Annotated in this window: 14 protein-coding genes, 1 other RNA gene and 1 pseudogene; 6 read left to right on the top strand and 10 right to left on the bottom strand. The window is 69.0% G+C overall.

Going from position 1 to position 20,592, the window contains the following annotated elements:
• The first annotated feature begins 220 nt into the window (after positions 1–220).
• The 5 genes and pseudogenes from pyk to ABKF58_RS19995 form a co-directional block, all read left to right on the top strand.
• A complete protein-coding gene (pyk, locus tag ABKF58_RS20015; protein ID WP_482582939.1) occupies positions 221–1,651 on the top strand; it encodes a pyruvate kinase in 1,431 nt (476 codons plus the stop codon).
• Positions 1,652–1,751: 100 nt separating this feature from the next.
• A complete protein-coding gene (locus ABKF58_RS20010) occupies positions 1,752–3,380 on the top strand; it encodes an NADP-dependent glyceraldehyde-3-phosphate dehydrogenase (protein ID WP_482582938.1) in 1,629 nt (542 codons plus the stop codon).
• A 119-nt stretch (positions 3,381–3,499) separates the two neighbouring features.
• Positions 3,500–3,575: non-coding RNA, sX9 sRNA (locus ABKF58_RS20005), on the top strand.
• A gap of 110 nt (positions 3,576–3,685) precedes the next feature.
• A complete protein-coding gene (locus tag ABKF58_RS20000; RefSeq protein WP_482582937.1) occupies positions 3,686–4,756 on the top strand; it encodes an oxidoreductase in 1,071 nt (356 codons plus the stop codon).
• Positions 4,743–5,144, top strand: a pseudogene (locus ABKF58_RS19995) (heme-degrading domain-containing protein); the annotation flags it as partial. The gene ABKF58_RS20000 and the pseudogene ABKF58_RS19995, both read left to right, overlap by 14 nt.
• A gap of 99 nt (positions 5,145–5,243) precedes the next feature.
• Here ABKF58_RS19995 and pgi read toward each other — a convergent pair.
• The 10 genes from pgi to ptsP form a co-directional block, all read right to left on the bottom strand.
• Positions 5,244–6,914, bottom strand: coding sequence for a glucose-6-phosphate isomerase (pgi, locus tag ABKF58_RS19990; RefSeq protein WP_482582936.1), 1,671 nt, complete (start codon positions 6,912–6,914; stop codon positions 5,244–5,246).
• 96 nt (positions 6,915–7,010) lie between these two features.
• Complete coding sequence (locus tag ABKF58_RS19985) at positions 7,011–8,063, bottom strand: porin (RefSeq protein ID WP_008955218.1); 1,053 nt, start codon at positions 8,061–8,063, stop codon at positions 7,011–7,013.
• A gap of 258 nt (positions 8,064–8,321) precedes the next feature.
• Positions 8,322–9,128 carry an HAD family hydrolase gene (locus ABKF58_RS19980; protein WP_482582935.1) on the bottom strand — a complete coding sequence of 269 codons (807 nt, stop codon included), beginning with the start codon at positions 9,126–9,128 and terminating at the stop codon, positions 8,322–8,324.
• Between the two features lie 8 nt (positions 9,129–9,136).
• Positions 9,137–10,081, bottom strand: coding sequence for a carbohydrate kinase family protein (locus ABKF58_RS19975; protein WP_482582934.1), 945 nt, complete (start codon positions 10,079–10,081; stop codon positions 9,137–9,139).
• A 19-nt stretch (positions 10,082–10,100) separates the two neighbouring features.
• On the bottom strand, positions 10,101–11,129 hold the full coding sequence (locus ABKF58_RS19970; protein WP_482582933.1) for an ABC transporter permease subunit: 1,029 nt from the start codon (positions 11,127–11,129) through the stop codon (positions 10,101–10,103).
• A gap of 28 nt (positions 11,130–11,157) precedes the next feature.
• Positions 11,158–12,651 (bottom strand): sugar ABC transporter ATP-binding protein, encoded by a 1,494-nt coding sequence (locus ABKF58_RS19965; RefSeq protein WP_482582932.1) that lies wholly within the window; start codon positions 12,649–12,651, stop codon positions 11,158–11,160.
• A gap of 111 nt (positions 12,652–12,762) precedes the next feature.
• Positions 12,763–13,704 carry an ABC transporter substrate-binding protein gene (locus ABKF58_RS19960; protein ID WP_008955213.1) on the bottom strand — a complete coding sequence of 314 codons (942 nt, stop codon included), beginning with the start codon at positions 13,702–13,704 and terminating at the stop codon, positions 12,763–12,765.
• Positions 13,705–13,972: 268 nt separating this feature from the next.
• Positions 13,973–15,718 carry a PTS fructose-like transporter subunit IIB gene (locus ABKF58_RS19955; protein WP_482582931.1) on the bottom strand — a complete coding sequence of 582 codons (1,746 nt, stop codon included), beginning with the start codon at positions 15,716–15,718 and terminating at the stop codon, positions 13,973–13,975.
• Positions 15,719–15,786: 68 nt separating this feature from the next.
• Entirely contained in the window at positions 15,787–16,743 is a 957-nt protein-coding gene (gene pfkB / locus ABKF58_RS19950; RefSeq protein WP_482582930.1) for a 1-phosphofructokinase, read from the bottom strand.
• Positions 16,740–19,241: a phosphoenolpyruvate--protein phosphotransferase gene (ptsP, locus tag ABKF58_RS19945; RefSeq protein ID WP_482582929.1), complete on the bottom strand. Its 2,502-nt coding sequence runs from the start codon at positions 19,239–19,241 to the stop codon at positions 16,740–16,742. The genes pfkB and ptsP overlap by 4 nt, the downstream gene beginning before the upstream one ends.
• 267 nt (positions 19,242–19,508) lie before the next feature.
• Between ptsP and ABKF58_RS19940 the strand changes: the two genes are divergently transcribed.
• The gene (locus ABKF58_RS19940; RefSeq protein WP_482582928.1) at positions 19,509–20,501 is read left to right on the top strand and encodes a LacI family DNA-binding transcriptional regulator; all 993 of its coding nucleotides are present in this window, start codon (positions 19,509–19,511) and stop codon (positions 20,499–20,501) included.
• Positions 20,502–20,592: the final 91 nt, after the last annotated feature.

Here is a 20,592-nt window from a genome sequence, read left to right as displayed (position 1 = left end):
TCCCTTTCGTGTCTGAGAGTGTCGGCTGTGCGGCTTGATGGCGTCAAGACGGCGCTGTCACGATGGGTTTTTTCTCTTAATGGACTGATGTTGAAGGATTTGTTGAGGTTTTTGGTACGGATGTCAGCTGTGTGGAACAGGGCCGGGTGATGTCTGTTGACAGTTAATGTGAAATCGATTTCAATGTAGTTCTACTACATAAGGACAAGGAGGAGTGAGTATGGGTACATGTAGCGAACGCCAGAGCCGTGGCACCAAGATCATCGCCACGCTGGGCCCGGCCAGCAGCACCGTGGACACCATCGCCGCCCTGCACCAGGCCGGTGCCGACGTGTTCCGCCTCAACTTCAGCCACGGCGCGCACGAAGACCACGCCGCCCGGCTCGCTGCCATCCGCCAGGTGGAGCACCAGGCCGGCCGCTCCATCGGCGTGCTGCTCGACCTGCAGGGCCCCAAGCTGCGGGTGTGGAGCTTCGCCGACGGCCAGGCCGAACTCGTCGCCGGCCAGCGCTTTGCCTTCGACCGCAACCCGGAGCCGGGCAACCATGAGCGCGTCTGCCTGCCTCACCCCGAAATCTTTTCTGCCGTCTCGCCGGGCGACCAGCTCTTGGTCGACGATGGCCGCCTGCGTTTCCGCGTCGTGTCCGTCACGCCCGATGTCATCGAGGCTGAAGTGGTGGCGGGCGGCCTCATCTCCGACCGCAAGGGGGTCAACGTGCCGGACGCCGCGCTGGCGGTGTCGGCGCTGTCGATCAAGGACCGCCGCGACCTCGAGTTCGGCCTGGAACTGGGGGTGGACTGGGTGGCGCTGTCCTTCGTGCAGCGCCCGGAAGACGTGCTGGAAGTGCGCGAGCTGATCGGTGGCCGCGCCAAGCTGATGGCCAAGATCGAGAAGCCGCTGGCGGTGCAGAACCTCGAGGCCATCATCGAGGTGGCCGACGCCATCATGGTGGCGCGTGGCGATTTGGGCGTGGAACTGCCGCCGGAAGAGGTGCCGTCGATCCAGAAGCGCATCGTGCGGCTGTGCCGCGAGGCCGGCAAGCCGGTGGTGGTCGCCACCCAGATGCTGGAGTCGATGATCAAGGCGCCGGCGCCGACCCGCGCCGAGGCCTCCGACGTCGCCACCGCGGTGTACGACGGCGTCGACGCCGTGATGCTGTCGGCGGAATCCGCCGCCGGCCACTACCCGGTCGAGGCGGTTTCGATGATGCAGCGCATCATCCACCACACCGAGGGCGACCCGCTGCAGCGCCAGCTGATGCAGGCGGTGACCACGCGCCACCAGGCCAACTCCACCGACGCCATCGGCGCGGCGATCCACAGCGTGGCCGGGGTGCTGCCGGTGGGCGCCACCATCACCTACACCACCTCGGGCGCCACCGCCTTCCGCGTCGCGCATGAACGCCCGGCCTCGCCGATCCTGAGCCTGACGCCGAACCGCACCGTGGCGCGCCAGCTGGCGCTGCTGTGGGGGGTGACCTCGTACGCCACCGAGGACGCCAAGAACGTCGAGGACATGGTGGAGAAGGCCAGCGCCGCCGCCAAGAACACCGGCTACTACCAGCCGGGCCGGCCGCTGATCGTGGTGGCGGGCATCCCGTTCGGCACGCCGGGTTCGACCAATCTGCTGCGCGTGGTCTGGCCGGAATAGGCGCGAAGACGGATCGCGGCTGAGCCCCGACCGCTCAGAACCTGCTCGCGACAGATCGTGAGCAGGTTCTCACACACTGCACACACAAAGGACATCGAGAGTGAACACCATCGAACAACTGCACGCCCTGTTCCCCGCCGAGAGCGCCGTTCCGGCCGACTGCCAGATTCTCGCCCCGCTGCACCAGCGCACGCTGCTGGTGAACGGCCAGCTCAAGATGTGGCACGGCGAGACGCGCGCCGTGCTGTCGCCGGTCTACACCCGCCAGGACAACGGCGAGCTGGCCCGCGTCGAGCTCGGTAGCATCCCGGTCACCGGCAAGGAAGAGGCCGACGAAGCCCTGGCCGCCGCGGTGGCCGCCTACGACAACGGCCGCGGCGCCTGGCCGACCATGTCGGTGGCGGAGCGCATCGGCTGCGTCGAGGAATTCACGCGCCAGATCCTCGCCAAGCGCCGCGAGATCGTGAACCTGATCATGTGGGAGATCGGCAAGAGCCTGCCCGACTCCGAGAAGGAATTCGACCGCACCATCGTCTACATCAAGGACACCATCGACGCGCTGAAGAAGCTCGACAACGACAACTCGCGCTTCCAGATCGTCGACGGCACCATCGGCCAGATCCGCCGCTCGCCGCTCGGCATCACGCTGTGCCTCGGGCCGTACAACTACCCGATGAACGAGACCTTCACCACGCTGATCCCTGCCCTGATCATGGGCAACGTGGTGCTGCTGAAGCCGCCGAAGTTCGGCACGCTGCTGTACTACCCGATGCTGGAGGCGTTCCGCAGCGCCTTCCCAGCCGGGGTGATCAACACCGTGTACGGCAAGGGTTCGGAGCTGGTGCCCTACCTGATGAACAGCGGCAAGATCAACGTGCTGGCGCTGATCGGCTCCAGCCGCGTCGCCGACCAGCTCAAGAAGGCGCACCCGAAATCCAACCGCCTGCGCGCGGTGCTGGGGCTCGATGCCAAGAACGCCGCCATCATCCTGCCGGATGCCGACCTCGAGCTGGCGGTGAAGGAATGCATCGCCGGTTCGCTGTCGTTCAACGGCCAGCGCTGCACCGCGATCAAGATGATCCTGGTGCACCAGTCCATCGCCGAAGCCTTCCTGCGCCGCTTCAGCGAGGCGGTGAACGCGCTCAAGGTCGGCATGCCGTGGGAAAAGGGCGTGATGGTGACGCCGCTGCCGGACCAGGAGAAGTGCCGCTACCTGACCGAATGCGTCGAGGACGCCAAGGCCCAGGGCGCGCGCGTGATCAACGAGGGCGGCGGCAGCGTGGCCGAGACGCTGTTCCACCCGGCGGTGGTGTTCCCGGTCAAGGAAGGTATGAAGCTCTATCGCGAGGAGCAGTTCGGTCCGGTGATCCCGGTGGCGCCGTTCGAGGATATCGAGGACGCGCTGGACTACGTGATCAGCTCGGACTACGGCCAGCAGGTGAGCCTGTTCGGCAGCAACCCGCACCAGATCGCCGAGCTGGTCGACCCGCTGGTGAATCAGGTCTGCCGTGTCAACATCAACTGCCAGTGCCAGCGCGGCCCGGACGTGTTCCCGTTCGCCGGGCGCAAGGACTCGGCGGAGGGCACGCTGTCGGTGCACGACGCGCTGCGCGCGTTCTCGATCCGCTCGATGGTGGCGGCGAAGGAGACCGAGGCGAGCAAGAAGCTGCTGGATGCGATCGTGCTGTCGAACGAGAGTAATTTCATCAATACGCGCTTCATTCTGTGAAGTAGCTCGTAAAGCTACTGCGCGGTCGTGATCTCGGGCTGGGTGGACTGCGTGCAAATCTATCGCTAAGCCAATCGTAGATTGGCTTGCAGAGATTTGCTCAGCGATTCGGAATCCTCATGGACTCCGTGTCCATTCCGGTTCCTGTGCTCCAGCCGCCCCTCGCTGACGACCGCTCGTAACGCTTTGCGAGCCACTTCTGAGAAATATGGACAGTGCTCCAGGTTGGCCGAAGCCAGCCTGGAGGGCCTTTTCCGCAACCCTGCCGAACACGGCAGGGTTTCTGTTTTTGCAAGGACTAGCCCATGTCCCATCCCCTTCGTGTCGGCCTGGTCGGCTACGGTAGCGCCGCCAAGACCTTTCACGCTCCGCTGATTGCCGCCACCCCCGGCCTTGAGCTGGTCGCCGCTGCCAGCCGCCGGCCGGATCAGGTGCGCGCCGAGCGTCCGTCGCTCGACGTTGAAGCCACGCCCGAGGCGTTGTTCGCGCGCGCCGACATCGACCTCGTCGTCATCCCGACCCCGAACGAAACCCACCATGCGCTGGTGCGCGCCGCGCTGCTGGCGGGCAAGCACGTGGTGGTGGACAAGCCGTTCACCGTCACCGTGGCCGAGGGCTGCGAGCTGGAGGCCCTGGCGCGGGATACCGGGCGCGTGCTGTCGGTGTTCCACAACCGGCGCTGGGACGCCGACTTCCTGACGCTGAAGGCGCTGCTCGACGAGGGCCGGCTGGGCCGCGTGGTGCAGTTCGAGTCGCACTTCGACCGCTACCGTCCCGAGGTGCCGCAGCGCTGGCGCGAGAGCGCGGCGAGCGCCGGCTCCGGGCTGTGGTACGACCTGGGGCCGCACCTGGTGGACCAGGCGCTGCAGTTGTTCGGCCAACCTTTGGGCATTGCGCTGACGCGCACCACGCTGCGCGACGGCGCCGAGGTGGACGACTACTTCCACGCCCTGCTGCGCTACGAGCGCCTGCAGGTGATCCTGCACGCCAGCACGCTGACCGCCGAGCCGGGGGCGCGTTTCGCCGTGCACGGCACCGCGGCGAGCTACCTCAAGCACGGCCTGGACGAGCAGGAAGCCGCGCTCAAGGCCGGCCGGTTTCCGCCCGCCGCCGACTGGGGTCGCGACGAGCGCGACGGCATCCTCACGGTATGGCACGACGGTCAGCCCTGCCACGAGCGCGTGCCGACGCGGCTCGGCGACTACCCCGCCTACTACGTGGCGCTGCGCGACGCCATCCGGCACGGTGCGGCCAACCCGGTGCCGGCCGCCGACGCCATCGCCGTGATGCGCGTGATCGAGGCCGGCTGCCGGAGCGCCGCCGAGGGGAGGAAGTGCCGTTCGCCGCCGAGGAGGCCGTCGCATGAGTCAGTTTGATGTCGACGCCGATCTCGCCCGCATCGCCCTGCAGGAACGGCGGCTGCAGTTCGGCCATTTCGACCACGCCAGCGCCTGGGAGCTGGGCTGCCGCCTGAAGGCCGCCGCCGAGGCGCGCCACGCCGCGCTGGCGCTCGAGATCCGCCTCGCCGGCGAGACCGTCTTTTTGCACGCGATGGCGGGGACGACGCCGCTCAACGCCGACTGGGCGCGGCGCAAGCGCAACCTAGTCGAGCTGACGCACAAGAGCTCCTACGCCGTGGGGCTCGCGCTGCAGCGCGACGGCCAGACGCTGGAAGCCAAGCTGGGTCTTGCCACGCGCGACTACGCCGCGCACGGCGGCAGCTTCCCGTTGCGACTGACGGGCAGCGGCTGCATCGGCGCCGTCACCGTGTCCGGCCTGCCGCAGCGCGAGGACCACGCGTTGATCGTCGCGGTGCTGGCTGACGCTGGCTCAGGCTTCCTGCGGCTGCGCCTCGGCTGGGCTTCACCGGCGCCGGGGCAGGGCCGGCTCGGCGCCGTTGACCTGGCGGTAGAACGCGATCAGCTTGGCGGTCGAACTGTCGTGCTGGGCCGGGCCGCGCTTGCCGGCGAGCTCGGCGTGAATGGTCTTGGCGAGCTGCTTGCCCAGTTCCACCCCCCACTGGTCGAAGCTGTTGATGCCCCAGATCGCGCCCTGCACGAAGATCTTGTGCTCGTAGAGCGCGATCAGCGCGCCGAGGTGGCGCGGATCGAGCCGGCTCATCAGCAGGGTGTTGGTGGGGCGGTTGCCGCCGAACACCTTGTGCGGCACCAGCTTTTCCAGCGCCTCGCCCTCGAGCCCCTGCGCCGTCAGCTCGGCGCGCACCTCGTCGGCGGTCTTGCCGCGCATGAAGGCCTCGGCCTGGGCGAACAGGTTGGCGAGCAGGATCTCGTGGTGGCCGGGCAGCGAGCTGCAGTTCTCCAGCGAGGCGATCAGGTCGATCGGCGAGGTGTGGGTGCCCTGGTGCAGCAGCTGGAAGAAGGCGTGCTGGCCGTTGATACCGGTCTCGCCCCAGATGATCGGCGCGGTCTCGAAGTCCACCGGCTGGCCGTCGCGCAGGGTCTGCTTGCCGTTGGACTCCATGTCGAGCTGCTGGATGAAGGCCGGCAGGCGGTGCAGGTACTGGTCGTACGGCGCGATGACGTGGCTGCCGCCGCCGTAGAAATTGATGTACCAGATGCCGATCAGCGCCAGGATCACCGGCATGTTGGCGGCCAGCGGCGCGTTGCGGAAATGCTGGTCCATGCCGTGCGCGCCTTCCAGCAGCTCGAGGAAGCTCTCCTCGCCCAGGTAGAGCATGATCGGCAGGCCGATCGCCGACCACAGGCTGAAGCGGCCGCCCACCCAGTCCCAGAATTCGAACATGTTGGCCGGATCGATGCCGAACTCGGCCACCGCCTGCTTGTTGGTGGAGACCGCGACGAAGTGCTTGGCCACCGCCTTCTCGTCGCGCGCGCGGGCAACGAACCATTCGCGCGCGGTCAGGGCGTTGGTCAGGGTTTCCTGCGTGGTGAAGGTCTTCGACTCGATCACGAACAGCGTGGTCTCGGGGTGCACGCGCTTGAGGGTCTCCTTGAGCTGCGAGCTGTCGACGTTGGAGACGAAGTGCATGTTCATGCGCGGATGCGCGTACGGGCGCAGCGCCCGGCACACCATGAGCGGGCCGAGGTCGGAGCCGCCGATGCCGATGTTGACGATGTCGGTGATCGGCTGGCGCGTGTAGCCCAGCCACTCGCCGGAGCGCACGGCGTGGGCGAAACGGCCCATGCGCTCCAGCACGCGGTTGACCTTGGGCATGACGTCTTCGCCGTCGACCAGGATCGGGGTGTCGGCGCGGTTGCGCAGCGCCACGTGCAGCACGGCGCGGCTCTCGGTGACGTTGATCTTGTCGCCGTGGAACATGGCCTCGATCTGCTCCGGCAGGCCGGCTTCTTCGGCCAACTGCAGCAGCAGGGTCAGGGTCTGGTCGCTGATGCGGTTCTTGGAGTAGTCGAGCGTCAGCCCTTCGGCTTGCAGCCAGTAGCGTTCGGCGCGCTCGGGATCGGCGGCGAACAGCTCGCGCATGTGCCAGTCGCGCGCGCGCGAAAAGTGGTTCCACAGGGTGCGCCAGGCCGGCAGTTGGGTGAGCTTGCTCACGGTACGCTCCTTGAATTTGGACGTTTCGACACGAGTCGGATAAACAGGGTCTGACAACCCGGGCCGGCGCTCGCGCCGCCCCGGGTTTTCGCGGTTTTAGAAGCCGTGGTGCAGGCCGATCACCAGCTCGCTGCTGGCGCGGTCATCGCTGCTGACCTTGCTGCGCAGGTATTCCGCCAGCAGGGCGGTGCGCTTGGAGAGGTCGTAGCTGGTGCCCAGCACGAACTCGTTGCGGCGCTTGTCGCTGACGTACTGGTAGTTGTCGGTGCGCAGCACCGAAGCGCGCAGCGCCAGACGATCCGGCTTGTACTCGGCCAGCAGCATCAGGCTCTTCATGGCGACCGGATCGGCCGGCACGACGAAGGACGTGCTGCTGCCGGTGAGCGCCCCCGGCGTGGTGGCCGAGAGCCGGGAGTGGTTGTATTCCGCCGCCAGCGTCAGCCCCTGCAGCGGAGTGACCTTGCCGGCCGCCACCCAATCGTCGGCATGGCCGACGTTGACGTAAGGGGCCGAGGCGTTGTTGACCAGGTCCTGGCGCTGATAGCCGGCGTGCAGGCCGTAACTGGCGCCTTCGAAGTTGGCGCCCAGCGCCCAGGCGTTGCCGGCGGCGCTGCCCGAGCCCTTCTCGCCGGCTGCCCAGCTGGCGGCGGCGTTGAACTGGCCGAACTTGGGCGTCTCGTACTTGACCGCGCCTTTCGAGTTGCCGGCGTCGCTCAGCCCCAGCACGCCGCCGACGCCGCGGTCCGGACCGTGGTCGCCCAGGTCGAAGAAGTTGGCCTTCCAGTAACCCTCGCCGTAGGCGTCGATGCCGTGCCCCAGCTTGACCGCGCCGAAGCCTCCCGACAGGCCGACGAAGGTGTCGCCGGAAGCGAAGGTATCGCCGGCCTGGCCGCCGTCGAGGTGCACGTTGTTGTTCATCTGCCAGATGGCCTTGAGACCGTCGCCGAGGTCCTCGCTGCCGACGAAGTCGATTTCGGAGCCGAAGTCCTTGACGCCGTTGACATGGGTGCCGTCGACGTTGCTCTTGCGCTGCACGCCGGCTTCCATCTTGCCGATGATGCTGACGTCCGCCAGCGCGGCGCCGGAAAACAGCGACAGCACGGCAGAAACCAGCGCGACGTTTTTCACGTTCATGGTTTTGGTTTTCATCTTTCTCCTCTGCTCTTATTAGAAAAGGCACTGCATACGATGGGTTCTCACCCGTCGCTTCTTCGAACCTGTTTACGAGCTGCTTCGCTTCGGCGATACGGCGTTAAAACCGCCTTCGGAATGCTCATTTACCGCTTGTAAACTCTGCTTCCTCAGCCGTTTTTGCCTTGTCTCGCTCTAGCTCGCGAGATCGTGAACAGGTTCTTCTTTGCCAGACTGACGAACAGGCTCTTTGCGGCCATTCGGTCAGTGGGGCGTTCACACTTCCGGCACGGCCAGCCCCAGCGCCAGGCTGATCTGGCGCGCCACGCCGGCCTCGTCGTGGTGGCCGGCCTCGGCCACCTCGGGCAGCAGCGCGGACAGGCGCGGGCTGGCGTTGGCCATGCGGAACGGATGGCCGACGCTTTGCAGCATCTCGACGTCGTTGAGGCCATCGCCGAACGCGGCGCAGCGTTCCGGCGCCACGCCCAGGCGTGCCAGCAGGCGCGTCAGCGCGCGGCCCTTGCTGACGCCGGTGGCCATCACTTCCAGGTAGTCGGGGCGCGAGTAGGTCAGCGCCAGCGCGCTGCCGAAACGCTGGCGGATTGCCGCCTCGATCTCGGCCAGGCGTGTCGGCGGCGCGGTGTACATCAGCTTCGCCACGCCCTCGCCGGAGTGTTGCGACAGGTCGTCGCACTGCTTGGAAAAGCCGGTCTCGGCGTCGCGGTGGACGTAGCCGTCGTGCAGGCAGCACAGCCCGCCCTCGTCCAGGTACAGGCTGAGGCGGGTGCCGTGCGCTAGGTCCGGCTGCAGCAGCGCGCGCACGTGCTCAGCCGGCACGTCGTCGGCGTGGAGCAGGGCGCCGTCGCTGCCGTGCACGCGCGCGCCGTTCGAGGTGATCAGGCTGATCGGCAGTTCCAGTCCGTCGATCAGGCCCCGCACGTCGAGCACGTGGCGGCCGGTGGCGATGATCAGGTGCACGCCGCGCGCGGCGGCGGCGCGCAGGGTGGCGGCGGTGAACGGCGTGATGGTCTCGCGGGCATCCAGCAGGGTGCCGTCGAGATCGGAGGCGATCGCAGCGTACATGGCGGTTCTCACAGGGCTAGGTCGGGGTGGGGCGAGGCGTGCGGAGCCTCGCGTCGGCTCAACAGCGCGTCCACTTCGGCGCGGCTGGGCGGGTGGGCGCCGGCGCGCTGGCAGGCGGCGGCCGCGGTGGCGGCGGCGAAGTGCAGCGCGGCCGCCGTGGCGGGCTCATCCAGCGTGGCCACGATCCAGCCCGCCGGGCTGGCGTCGCCGGCGCCGACGGTATCGGCCACCGTCACCTTGACGGCCGGCTGGTGCGTCGCCTGCTGCGCGGTGAGCAGGCGCAGGCCCTCGGCGCCCTCGGTGTAGAGGATGCGCAGCGTGGGGTTCCAGTCGAGCAGGGTGGCGAGCGCGGCCTCGGTGCTGCACTCGGGCAGCAGCTGCGCCAGGTCTTCGTCGGAGACCTTGACGTCGCTGGCGAGGCGGACCATTTCCTCGAAGGTGGCGCGGTAAGCGTCGTCCATCAGGTTGCGCCAGTTGGGGTCGAAGGTGATGCGCTTGCCGGCGGCGCGCGCGGCGCGGGCAACTTCCAGCAGCCGGCTCGCCAGCGGCGCGCGCGCCAGGCTGATGGAGCCGAAGTGGACCACCTCGGCCGCCTCCAGCCAGCCCGGCGGCAGGCGCGCGGGGTCGAACGCCAGGTCGGCCGAATCGCCGCCGGCGAAGAAGTAGCGCGGCGGATGCTGCGACGGCACCAGCGCCAGGAACGGCGGCTTGGCGGCGCGCTGCAGAAAGCGCGCATCGAGCCCGATGGCCAGGGTCGCTTCGGCCAACTCGTCGCCCAGATCATCCTCGCTCACCGCGCCGGCGAAGGCCGCCGGCACGCCCAGGGCGGCGACGGCGCGCGCCACGTTCCAGCAGGCGCCGCCGACGCGGCTCGCCCAGACGCCGGGGGCGGTTTGCAGAAAGTCGGTGAGCGCCTCACCGAACACGACCACGCGGGGCAGTGGCTTCGTCATATCCTTACTCCACATCGAATCAGTTGAGGCCGCTTTGTTTCTGGCGCCACTTGTCCAGCATCACCGCCAGCACGATCACCGCGCCCTTGGCCACGTACTGCCAGAACGACGACACGCCGAGGATGGTCAGGCCGTTGTTCATCACGCCGATGATCAGCGCGCCGACCACGGTGCCCCAGATCGAGCCGACCCCGCCCATCAGGCTGGTGCCGCCCAGCACCACGGCGGCGATGGCGTCGAGCTCGTAGCCGGTGCCCCAGTTGCCGTTGGCGCCGTACAGGCGGCTGGCCGACATGGCGCCGGCGAGACCCGCGAACAGGCCGCTGATCGAATACACGAACAGCAGCACCCGGTTCACCTTGATGCCGGTGAGCCGCGCCGCCTGCGGGTTGCCGCCCACCGCGTAGATGTGCAGGCCGAGGACGGTGCGCTTGAGAACGAACCACGAGGCCATCACCACGGCGGCGGCGAGCCAGACCAGCCAGGGGATGGCGAACAGGTTGCCGTTGCCGATCCACTCGAAGCTCGGGATGTCGCTGTTGAGCACCGTGGTGCCGTCGGCGAACAGGTAGGCCGCGCCGCGCAGCGCGGTCATGGTGCCCAGCGTCACCACGAAGGGGTTGATGCCGAGCATGGCCACCATCGAGCCGTTGAGCACGCCCATTGCCGGGCCGGCCACGATGAAGGCGGGCAGGGCCAGCAGCGGGGCGTGGCCGGGCAGCGAGGTGAGCATGCCCAGCACCGCCGCCACCGCCAGCATCGAGCCCACCGACAAGTCGATGCCGGCGGTGAGGATGACGAAGGTCATGCCCGAGGCCAGCACCAGGTTGATCGAGGTCTGGCGCAGGATGTTGAGGCTGTTGTCTACCGTGATGAAGTTGGTGCTGCCGTCCTCGCTGAAGTGCAGCGTGAGCAGATAGAAGGCGGCGTACAGCACGACCAGTACCGGCAGCATGCCGACCTTGCTGTAGAGCCGGCCCAGGCTGAAGCCGGCCGGTTTCGGCGCGGCGAGCAGGCCGGCCGGGGAATTCGGGCTCGAAGTAGTCATCGCTTGTCTCCTTGATGTGTCTTGTGTGTCAGGCCGCCTCGTGGGTGGCGAGCGTCATGATGGCTTCCTGGGTCACGGCCTCGCCCGCGAGCTCGCCGGCGAGACTGCCTTCGCGCATCACCAGCACGCGGTGGCACAGCCCGATCACTTCGGGCAGCTCGCTGGAGATGCAGATCACCGCCACGCCCTGCGCCGCGAGTTCGTGGACGATGCGGTAGATCTCCACCTTGGCGCCGATGTCGACGCCGCGCGTGGGCTCGTCGAGGATCAGCACCTTGGGCTTGATCGCCAGCCAGCGCGCCAGGAGCAGCTTCTGCTGGTTGCCGCCGGAGAGCCCGCCGACGATGCCCTCGGTGCCGGAGACTTTCACCGCGAGCCGGTCGATGGCCTGCTGCGTCAGCTTCTTCAGCGCCGGGTGGTCGAGCACGCCGGCGCGCGCGTGGCGCCCCAGCACGTTCATGGTGGTGTTGGCGGTGGCCGAGAGCTGCAGAAACAGGCCCTGGCCCTTGCGGTCTTCCGGCAGGTAGCCGATGCCGAGGCGGATGGCGTCGAGCGGCTCGCGGATGGCCACCTCGCGCCCGTCGAGCAGGATGCGCCCGCTGGTCCTGGCGTCGGCGCCGAAGATCAGGCGCGCGAGCTCGGTGCGCCCGGCGCCGACCAGCCCGGCCAGTCCCAGCACCTCGCCGGCGCGCACCTTGAGCGAGGCCGGGCGCACCCGGTGGCTGCCCAGGTCCTGCACCTCGAGCCGCACCGGCCCTGCGCCGGCCTCGCTCTTGTGCTGGTAGAAGTCGTCGAGCGGCCGCCCGACCATCATCTGCACCACCTTCTGCGGCGTGCTCTCGGCGCGCGTCATGCTGCCGACGTAGCTGCCGTCGCGCAGCACGGCGATGCGGTCGGCCAGGCGGTTGACCTCTTCCATGCGGTGGCTGATGTAGATCAGCGCGATGCCGTCGTCGCGCAGCTGGTGGATCACCTCGAACAGCCGCTCGCTTTCTCGGTCGGACAACGCGGCGGTGGGCTCGTCCAGGATCAGCACGCGGCTGTCGTGGATCAGGGCGCGGGCGATCTCCACCTGCTGTTGGTCGGCGATGCCCAGGCGGTGCGCCGGGGTGTCGGCCGAAAAGCGCGCGCCCAGCCGTGCCAGCACTTCCTCGGCGCGGCGGTTCATGGCGTCGTGATCGATGCGGCCGAAGCGGGCACGCGGCTCGGCGCCCATGAAGATGTTCTCGGTCACGGTGAGGTTGGGCGCGACCGCCAGTTCCTGGTAGATCAGGTTGATGCCGGCGGCGCGCGCGTCGGCGGGCGAGGCGATGCGCACCGGCTTGCCGTCCAGCCGGATTTCGCCCTCGTCCGGCTGGTAGACGCCGGACAGAATCTTCATCAGCGTGCTCTTGCCTGCGCCGTTCTCGCCCATCAGCGCCAGCACCTCGTGGCGGTAGGCGGTGAGCCGGACCTGGTCCAGCGCCTTGTTGGCGCCGAAGCGCTTGCCGATGCCCATCATTTCCAATGCGATTGAGCTCATGAGGACTCCTGTTCATCCCGCGGGATGACGGCGGAGGGGAAGGCTCCCCTCCGCGTTGCTCGGGGCCGGTTCACGCCACGGCGGGCAGGCCGCCGCGGCGCGTGCCGGGGCTCAGTGCTGGGTCCAGCCGGTGTAGCTGGCGACGTTGGCCTTGGTCACGGCCGGGGTCGGCAGCAGGACCTGGCTCTTGGCCGGGCGCTTGCCGTTGAGGATGTCGTAGCCGATCTGCACCGCCATCGTGGCCATGGTGTACGGGTTCTGCGCGGCCGAGACGGCGAACAGGCTCTTCTTGTCCTTGAGCGCCTTCTCGGCGTCCGGGGCGCCGTCCACGGCGGCGATCAGCTTCACGTCGCTGCGCCCCGCCTGCTTCACCGCCAGCTCGGCGCCGATGCCAGTCGGGTCGTTGATGGCGAACACGGCGTCGATCTTCTTGTGCGCGGTCAGCAGGTTGGCCATGGTTTCCATGCCGCCGTCGCGGCTGCCGTGGGCGTCCTGGTTGTCCGACAGCAGCTTGATGCCCGGGTAGTTGCCGAGCACCTTCTTGCAGCCGGCCACGCGCGCGCTGACGGCGGTCACCGGCGGGCCGTTGACGATCACCACGTTGCCCCTGCCGCCCAGCTGTTGCGCCATGAACTTGCAGGATTCCGCGCCGGCCATGGCGTTGTCGGACATCACCGTGGCGTCGGCGCCGACCGCGCCGACGTCCACCGCCACCACGGCGATGCCGGCGGCACGGGCCTTCTTCAGCACCGGCTCGATGCCCATGGGGTCGGAGGCGTTGACCAGGATCACGTCCACCTTGTTGGCGATGAAGTTCTCGATCTGGCCGACCTGGGTGTTGAGGTCGTACTTGCTGGAAACGGTGGTGACCTTGACGCCGGGGCCGCCGATCTTCTTGGCGGCATCCTCGGCTCCCTTGCCGATGGCGACGAAGAACGGATTGGCGAGGTCGCCCACGGCGACGCCGACCGATTTCAGCGGACGGGCGGCGAAGGAGGGGGCGGCGAGGCCGGCCAGTACGGCGGCGGTCAGGACGGTGTAGCGAAGGTTCATGGTGTGTCTCCGTGTCGTGTGTTGTGTGTGGTGCTACAGCTGAACGTACTTTTGCTACAAGGTGATGGCATCGACGCGCCGCGTGCTTGGCGCGTCAGCCGGGTTTTTGGGCGAAGTTCTCCCCCGGGCGCCCGCGTGGGTGCCCTGTCGATGCGAAATAAATGTAGTTTGATTACAGGGTTGGCCGAAAAAAAGGCCGCAGCCGGGCCCCGCCGCCCGCGGCCCGGCTGGGCCGGGTCGGGAGGGCGGGGTGGTCGGGTAGACCGGATCAGGCTTGCAGCGGTTTTTTCAGCAGGCGCAGCAGGACCGCGGTGGTGACGGTGCCGGCCACCAGCGCCACCAGGTACATGCCCAGGTGGCTCACGGCGTTGGGGATCGGCAGCACGAAGATGCCGCCGTGCGGGACCTTCAGCTCGGCGCCGGAGGACATCGAGATCGCCCCGGTCAGGGCCGAGCCGGCGATCAGGGCCGGGATCACGCGCAGCGGGTCGCGCGCCGCGAACGGGATGGCGCCTTCGGTGATGAAGGAGATGCCGAGCACGCCGGCGGCCTTGCCGGCTTCGTGTTCGTCGGCGGTGAAGCGGTCACGGAACAGCATGGTGGCCAGCGCGATGCCCAGCGGCGGGGTCATGCCGGCGGCCATCACCGCGGCCATCGGGGTGTACACCCGGCTCGCGATCAGGCCGGTGCTGAAGGCGTAGGCCGCCTTGTTGAGCGGGCCGCCCATGTCGAACGCCATCATCGCGCCCAGCAGTGCGCCCAGCAGCAGCGCGCTGCTGCCCTGCATGCCCTTGAGCCACTCGGTGAGCACGGCGAGCGCGGACGCTACCGGGTTGCCCACCACGTAGATCATCAGCAGGCCGACCAGGAGCGAGCCCAGTACCGGCAGGATCAGCACCGGCTTGAGGCCGTCGAGGTTGCGGCCGAGCTTGATGTGGCGGTTGAGCCAGTCGGTGCCGTAGCCGGCGATGAAGCCGGCGATGATGCCGCCGAGGAAGCCCGAGCCGAGGCTCGCGGCCAGCATGCCGCCCACCATGCCCGGAGTGATGCCCGGGCGGTCGGCGATGGAGTAGGAGATGTAGCCCGCCAGCGCCGGCACCATCAGCGCGAATGCCGACTTGGCGCCGATCTGGAACAAGGCCCAGGCCAGCGTGCCCTTGTGGGCGTCGTCGAAGGCGTAGATGCCGCCCAGCGCGAAGGCGATGGCGATCAGGATGCCGCCCGCCACCACGAACGGCAGCATGAACGACACCCCGGTCATCAGGTGCTTGTAGGCACCGGTGCGCTGAGCCTTGGCGGCCTCGGCCGGCGCGGCCTGGGCGGTGCTGCCGGCGGCCTTGGCCGAGGCGTGCTCGGTGGCCTCGGCGATGGCGCGCTTCACCAGCGCGGCGCCGTCGTGGATGGCGGCCTTGGTGCTGCTCTGGAACAGGCGCTTGCCGGCGAAGCGGCTGGTGTCGACCTGGGTGTCGGCGGCGATGATGACGAGGTCGGCGCGGCGGATCTCGTCCGCGCTCAGGGTGTTCTGCGCCCCGACCGAGCCCTGGGTCTCGACCTTGACGCGGTGGCCCAGCTGTTTCGCTCCCTGGGTCAGGCCCTCGGCCGCCATGAAGGTGTGGGCGATGCCGGTGGGGCAGGAGGTGATGGCGACGATCTCGAGCGCGGCGCTGGCGGCTTGCGCGGGGGCGGCCGGCTCGGCGCTTTGCGGCGCGGCGGAATCCTGCAGCGCGCTGGCGATGACGCCGTCGGCGTCGGCCAGCACCGCTTCCAGCGTGGCGACGTGGCAGCCGCGCAGGGCGAAGCGCTCGGACTCGGCTTCGCCTTCGCCGACCAGCACGATGGCGTCGGCGCGCTGGATCAGTTCGTCGGACAGGCGCGCCTGCACGCCGTGCGTGCTGCGCGTTTCGACCTCGATGCGGTGGCCCAGGCGCTCGGCGCCGTGGCGCAGCGCCTCGCCGGCGAGCAGGGTGTGGGTGGTGCGTTCGGGGCAGGATACCACTGCCAGTAGGTGTGCCATCTGTGTCTCCTCCATCTCGGGGCGTTGTAGCCCGCGTAGTTATCGTGCTGCCGTGTAATCGGGTGGGGCTAGGCCACCAGTTGCGCCAGATCGACGCGGGCCGCCAGCGCTTCCACCTCGGCGGCGGCCGGCAGGTGCGGGCCGACCTGCGCCAGCTTGCCGGCGGCAAACGCCACCGCCAGCCGCGCGGCGTCCGGGGCGCTGCGTCCGCCGTAGCGGGCGGCGATCAGGCCGGCCACCAGCGCGTCGCCGGCGCCCACGGTACTGGTCAGCGCCACCTTGGGCGGACGGGCCAGCCAGACGCCCTCGCTGCCGGCGAACAGCGCGCCGTCCTCGCCCAGCGACACCACCACTTCGGCGATGCCGCGCGCGCGCAGCCGGGCCACTTCTTCGCCCACTTCGTCCAGCGTCGCCAGCTCGCGGCCGACCAGCTGTTCCAGTTCGTGGCGGTTGGGCTTGATGCAGGCGGGCAGGGTGGCCACGCCGTCGGCCAGCGCCGCGGCCAGCGCGGCGCCGCTGCTGTCGAGCACCACGTGCGCGCCGTACTGGCGCAGGCGGCCGATCAGCACGGCGTAGCAGTCGTCGCCCAGCCCGGCGGGCAGGCTGCCCGCCAGCACGAAGCAGCGCCCCGGTTCGGCCAGGTCGTCGAGCTGCTGCAGCAGCGCCTCGAAGGTGGCGCGCGCCACCGGCTCGGCCGGCAGGTTGACGTCGGTGGTGCTGCGGTCCGAGCCGTCCACCAGCTTGATGTTGACGCGGGTGGCGCCGTCGTGACGAACGAAGCGGTCGTTGATGCCCTTGTCGGCGAACAGCTGCTCGAACGCGGTGGCGTTGTCGCGGCCGAGAATGCCGGTGGCGATCACCGGAATCGCCCAGTCGGCCAGGCAGCTGGCGACGTTCACGCCCTTGCCGCCGGCGTTGATCTGCGACGAGCGCGCCACGTTGACCGCGCCCGGCTGGAGCTGGTCCAGCATCACGGTCTGGTCGATCGCCGGGTTGAGCGTGACGGTGACGATGGGGCGGGTCATGCCGCGTCTCCTTCCAGCGCGCGCACGTCGGCGGCGCTGTCGCACTCGAGGGCCTGGCGCGCCAGCTCCAGCAGGGTGCTGTGGGTGGCGGCGCGCAGGCGCGCCTTGACCGCCGGGATGTCGCGCGGGCTCATCGACAGCTCGTGCACGCCGATGCCGGTGAGGATGGCGGCGCCGAGCGGGTCGCCGGCCAGGCCACCGCACACGCCGACCCACACCTGGCGGCGGCGCGCGCCGTCCACGGTCTGCTGGATCAGGCGCAATACCGCCGGGTGCAGGCTGTCGGCCTCGCGCGCCAGTTCCGGGTGCTGACGGTCGATCGCCAGCACGTACTGGGTGAGGTCGTTGGTGCCGATGGAGAAGAAATCGACGTGTTCGGCCAGCCTGTCGGCCATGGTCGCCACCGCCGGCACTTCCACCATGATGCCCAGCGGCACCTGCGGCGCGTTAAGTTCCTGGCGCACCCGCTCGCAGTGGGCGCGCAGCGTGCGTACTTCGTCCAGCGAGGTCACCATCGGGAACATGATCGACATCGGGCCGTGCGCCGCGGCGCGGTACAGCGCGCGCAACTGCGGCTCGAGCAGATCGGCGCGCCGCAGTTGCAGGCGCGCGCCGCGCACGCCGAGGAACGGGTTCTCTTCACGCGGCAGGTCGAGGTAGGGCACCTGCTTGTCGCCGCCGATATCGAGCGCACGGATGATCAGGGTACGGCCTTGCAGCGCCTCGATCATGGCGCGGTAGGTGGCGTACTGCTCTTCCTCGTCTGGCGCGGTATCGCGCTCCAGGAACAAGAATTCGGTGCGCATCAGCCCGACGCCCTCGGCGCCGGCGGTGAGCGCCTCGGCGACTTTTTCCGGGCGGTTGACGTTGGCGGCGATCTCGACGCGGTGGCCGTCGCGGGTCTGCGCCGGCAGCGCGCGGTCGGCGGCCTGGCGCGCGTCGCGCTCCTGCTGCTCGGCCAGCCAGCGTCGTGCAGAGGCCGGGTCTTCGGCGGACGGGTCGAGGTAGAGCCGGCCGCCGTGGCCGTCCAGGATCACGGTGGTGCCGTCCGGCACGTCGAGCAGCGCGGCGCCGCCGGCCACCAGCGCCGGCAGGCCCAGGGTGCGCGCCAGGATCGCGGTGTGCGAGGTCGGGCCGCCCTGCGCGGTGCACAGGCCGAGGGTGCGCGTGACATCCAGCGTGGCGGTGTCGGATGGGGCTAGGTCGGCGGCGATCAGGATGGTCTCGCCGTTGCCGTTGACGCCGTTGCTGCCGGTGTCGGCGCTCGGGTCGAGCTTGGCCAGCACGCGGCGGCCGACGTCGCGCAGGTCGGCGGCACGCGCCGCCAACAGCGGGCTGCCCAGCGCCGCCAGACGCCCAGCCTGCTGCTCCACCGCCTGGTGCCAAGCCCAGGCCACGCCGTGCTGCTGCACCATGAAGCGGCAGGTCAGCGTGATCAGCTCGCTGTCGTTCAGCAATTCGGCCTGGGCGCGGAAAATGCCGGCCTCGGCGGTGCCGAGACGGCGCGCGGTGTCGAGCGCCAGTTCTTCGAGTTCGTCGCGGGTGGCGACGAGCGCGGCTTCCAGCTCGGCGCCGCCGTCGATCAGTTGGCCCGGACGGTCTTTCACGTCGACGGCGTGTGCGCGCAATTGACGCGTGGTGCCGATGGCGAGCCCCGGGCTCGCGCTGATGCCGCCGATCGAGGGCAGCGCGCCGGCCGGCGCCCAGCCCTGGCGGTTGGCATTCTTCTGTTTCAGCGCGGCGGCGGCGGCGTCGGCCTGCTCCTGCGCGGTGATGCGCGTCATCACGTCGCGCAGCGTGGCCAGCGCCTGCTCGGCTTCCGGGCCGGAGGCCGACACGTGCAGCTCGTGGCCGTGCTGCAGGCCGAGCTGCAACAGCCCGATCAGGTTCTTGCAGTCGGCGCTTTCCTGGTGATTGCGCACCAGTACGTCGGCGTCGAAGCGGCGCGCGGTTTCCACCCACAGCGTGGCGGGGCGGGCGTGCAGGCCGTTGGGGTATTCCATGGTCCAGCTGAAGTGGTGCTCGTGGTCGGCCACCGTGGCCACGGCCGCTTCGGCCACCACGGCATCCTCGCCGAGCGCCGCCAGCAGCGGCGCCGGGTCGTTGGTGCCGAACAGTGTTTGCAGCTGTTTTTCGTCCTGCAGCAGGCGGGTGAGGCGGCGCAGCAGGGTGATGTGTTCGTCCGACTGGGCGGCGATGGCCACCACCAGGTGCACGCGCTGTCCCGGGTTCCATTCCAGGCCGCCCGGAATCTGCAGCACCGCCACGCCGGTGTGGCGGATCAGGTAGCGGTCTTCGATCATGCCGTGCGGAATGGCGACGCCATGGCCGAGGAAGGTGTTGGCGACGGTTTCACGGCGCAGCAGGCTGTCGATGTAGGCCGGGTCGATATAGCCGGCCGACGCCAGCAAATGCCCTGCCTCGGCGATGGCGCCATTCTTGTCGGCCGGGCTCGCTCCGAGCCGGACCAGTTCGGCCGGAATCAGCGGTAGTGGCATGGTGTCTCCTCACTCTTTGCCTGAAACCTGTCCAGGGGGCTGCGGCACGGGCTTAGCCGGGGGTGCCGACAGCGGCAGGTTCATCATTGATGTGCAGCAATTGAAATCGATTACATTTTGGCTGTCAATCGTCTTATGCCAACAACCGATGGCGAAATCCTTGGCTGTGGCCATTTTTGAGACAACCATGGCAAGACAAGGGGCTTGCGTAGTGACGCGATTTCAGCGAGGATCAGGCGCAATACAGGAAATCGATATCAGGACACCATGAGCGCCAAAATCAAGGATGTCGCCGCCGCCGCCGGCGTCTCCGTCGCCACCGTCTCGCGGGCATTGGGCAGCGGGCCGGTCAGCGCGGCCCTGCGCCACCGCGTCGAAGAGGCCGCCAAGCAGCTGGGCTACCGGCCCAACCTGTCGGCGCGCCGCCTGCGTTCGCAGCACACCCAGACCGTCGGCCTGATCGTGTCGGATATCCGCAACCCGTTCTTCACCGCCGTCAGCCGCGCGGTCGAGGATGCCGCCTACCAGGCCGGCATGCGGGTGATCCTGTGCAACACCGACGAGAACGCCGACAAGGAAGCGATGTACCTGCGACTGATGGAGGAGGAGCGCGTCAGCGGCGTGATCTTCTCGCCGACGCGCGACACCGCGCGCCGCCTGCGCCCCGACGCCTACGATTTCCCGGTGGTGATGATCGACCGCGCCGGGCCGGCCGGGCAGGCCGACGCCGTGGTGCTGGACAACCGGCTGGCGGCACGGCAGCTGGTGGAGCACCTGGTGGCGCAGGGCTATCGCCATATCGGCGGCCTGTTCGGCAATACCAGCAGCACCGGCGCCGAGCGCCACGCCGGTTTCGAGGCGGCGCTGGCGGCGCACGGCCTGGCCGGGGAGGGGCGCTTCATCGCGCCGACCGCCGAGGCGGCCGAGGCGGTGGTGACGCAATGGTTGGCCGAAGAGCAGCGTCCCGACGCGCTGATCGCCAGCAACGGCCTGTTGCTGCTGGGGGCGCTGCGTGCGCTGCAGCGCGCCGGGTTGTCCTCACCCCACGACCTGGCGCTGGCGGGCTTTGACAACGAGGTGTGGACCGGCCTGGTCGGCAACGGCCTGACCGTGATCGAGCAGCCGGTGTACGAAATCGGCCGCACCGCGATGGAGATGCTGCTGAGCCGGCTCGACGACCCCGGGCTCAGCATCCGCAGCGTGGTGCTGGCCGGCCGCCTGCTGGTGCGCGGTTCCACCAGCCCGCACCCTTCCGCCTAGCGCCGCCACGGCGTCTTCGGCCAACCCTGAACCCCCGCGGGAATCGCTATCCGGCGGGGGGCCGTCTGTTCGGGACGCGAAAGGCGTCGTC

This window comes from Pseudogulbenkiania sp. AW2-16 (genome assembly GCF_056824575.1).
The sequence above is the reverse complement of the archived record's forward strand: the minus strand, read 5'-3'. Positions and strand labels throughout refer to the sequence as shown.